Below are 2,064 nucleotides of genomic sequence, written 5' to 3'. Positions count from 1 at the left end.
TGGGCATGAAATGCGAGGGAATTCGCTCGTTTTGAGATTATTGGACACTGAAGATCGCAAATATGCACCATAATGACGCAAGCTATGCCGAGGCAGGCGGTATCAATGGCCTGCGGACGCTAAGTCCGACAGGCTGCTAGGGGTGAACAGCAGGATGCCGCTCAGTAGCATGAGTGCCGGGCCCACGAAGCCGACGGGACTGTCGCCCTGCCCGCCGATAATGATCAGCAGCACGCCGAGGAGCTCGAGGACGATGGCGAAGATGCGAACCGTCATGGGCTGCGTCTCTGTGCGGATGTGAAGACAGTGCAACCTTGTGGCCACCTGGCCTGCAGTCCTCCTAAGGGGCTGTTGCCGGGTGACGGGATGGCGTAGAGTAGCCAGATCACAGTCCTTCGCCCCTTCGTTGGTAAAGGGCTGTTTTCGTTGGCTACCCCATAAGCGTGCAATCAGCGTTGACGTTGTCCAGGAGGTCCCATGACGACGCGTCCCCCCATTATCATCAATCGGCTCGATGCCGAGCGGCTACAGCGGCTCATCGACGTTGCCGACGACAAAAACCTGGTGGTTGCCGATGCCCTCGAAGAGGAGTTGGCACGCGGCGAGATCGTCGATCCGGAGAATGTTCCCGAGGACGTGGTCAGCATGAGCAGCCAGGTGCAGTTCACCGATATTGACCGCGACCGGCAGATCATCCGCACCCTGGTCTATCCCCATGCGCTGAGTACCACCGAGGACGGCATCTCGGTAATGGCGCCGGTAGGGGCGGCCCTGCTGGGGCTGCGCGTCGGCGATACCATCGCCTGGCCGCTGCCAGGGGGACGCGAATCGCGCCTGCGCATCGATGCCATCCTCTGGCAGCCCGAACGGGAAGGCCAGTTTCATCGCTGAGGCCCCGTCCATTCCGGCACCGGAGATATTCGAATGCCGTTTTCCCTCTGGCTCTCCCTGGCCGCGGTCTGCGCCATGGGGGCCATGTCGCCCGGACCGAGCCTGGCCCTGGTGCTGCGCCACACTCTCTTGTCTCCCGCTGGGAAGCCGAGTTCGGCGTGCTGGTGCTCGATACCACCGCCACCGTGGTGTGGAAGATGCTGCGCATGACCGGCCATGGAGGCACCACCACGGTGTTGCCCTTCGCCTGTCAGATCGAGGGTCAGAGCCTGCGTACCGCAGTGGAGGACTACCATTCCTCCGCCGCCCAGCCCTGGCCGGTGGAGGAGGTGTGCCCCAGGATAATCGACGGTCAATCGGTAGGACCGCGAGGCCATGCGGTCTACACGGGCTGGGTCAATGCCAGCGGACATCCCGGTCTCTCCATGCCCGGCATGCCCGACCCGAATGGACTGCCGGATGATGTACAGATCATCGGGATCTCTTCTCCGAAGACAGATTATTGGGCTTGGCGCAAGACTTCGAGGCGGCCGGTCCTGGATGGAAATGGCCAGACTATATTTCGATGTAGCTGATGGGAAAATGGCTTGAGAGGTGCATAAACCGTCTGTCAGCTCGCCCAACTCATGGGAACCCTTTCAACCCAAGCCACGGAAGGAGGCCTTGAACCGAGTGATCAAGCTGCGTCAGCGGAGACATGCGATGATCGTGAAATGGCTCAGGCCTACGCTGGCCATGACAGCCCTGCTCTGGCTGACAGGCTGCGCGATGCTGGCGCCGGCACCCCCGAACGATCAACGCAATGTCTGCGAGATCTTTCGTGAGCAGCCGAGCTGGTATGACCATGCGCGCAGCTCGCAGGAGAAGTGGGGCACGCCCATCTCGACCCAGATGGCCTTCATCCAGCGCGAGTCCTCCTTCCGCAGCCACGTCAAGCCCCCACGCCAGCGTCTGCTGGGGTTCATCCCCTGGACGCGGCCTTCATCGGCCTATGGGTATGCCCAGGCACAGGACCCGGTATGGGGCGAATATGAGGATGAGGCGGGTAGCCTGTTGGCCCGGCGCACGCACATCAAACACGCCACCGATTTCATCGGCTGGTACAACGCTCGCACCCATCGCATGACCGGGGTGTCGCTCCACAACCCCGAGCACCTCTACCTGGCCTATCAC

At 61.8% G+C, this 2,064-nt stretch carries 4 protein-coding genes and 1 pseudogene; 4 read left to right on the top strand and 1 reads right to left on the bottom strand.

The features are described 5' to 3' along the window. Positions 1-102: 102 nt before the first annotated feature. Entirely contained in the window at positions 103-276 is a 174-nt protein-coding gene (locus tag ACESMD_RS15535) for a hypothetical protein (protein ID WP_372614747.1), read from the bottom strand. Positions 277-477: 201 nt separating this feature from the next. On the opposite strand from ACESMD_RS15535, the gene rnk reads away from it, so the two are divergent. The 4 genes and pseudogenes from rnk to ACESMD_RS15515 form a co-directional block, all read left to right on the top strand. After that, on the top strand, positions 478-891 hold the full coding sequence (gene rnk / locus ACESMD_RS15530; RefSeq protein ID WP_372614745.1) for a nucleoside diphosphate kinase regulator: 414 nt from the start codon (positions 478-480) through the stop codon (positions 889-891). Positions 892-924: 33 nt separating this feature from the next. Continuing rightward, positions 925-1,020: pseudogene (locus ACESMD_RS15525) on the top strand (LysE family translocator); the annotation flags it as partial. A 29-nt stretch (positions 1,021-1,049) separates the two neighbouring features. Beyond that, entirely contained in the window at positions 1,050-1,466 is a 417-nt protein-coding gene (locus tag ACESMD_RS15520) for a hypothetical protein (RefSeq protein ID WP_372614744.1), read from the top strand. A 127-nt stretch (positions 1,467-1,593) separates the two neighbouring features. Continuing rightward, positions 1,594-2,064, top strand: a 471-nt coding sequence (locus ACESMD_RS15515) for a lysozyme-like domain containing protein (protein WP_372614742.1), incomplete at its 3' end; no start/stop codon positions are given.

The sequence above is a fragment of the Halomonas sp. genome (assembly GCF_041689495.1).
Taxonomy (GTDB): Bacteria; Pseudomonadota; Gammaproteobacteria; order Pseudomonadales; family Halomonadaceae; genus Halomonas.
This window is presented reverse-complemented; position numbering and strand designations above follow the sequence as displayed.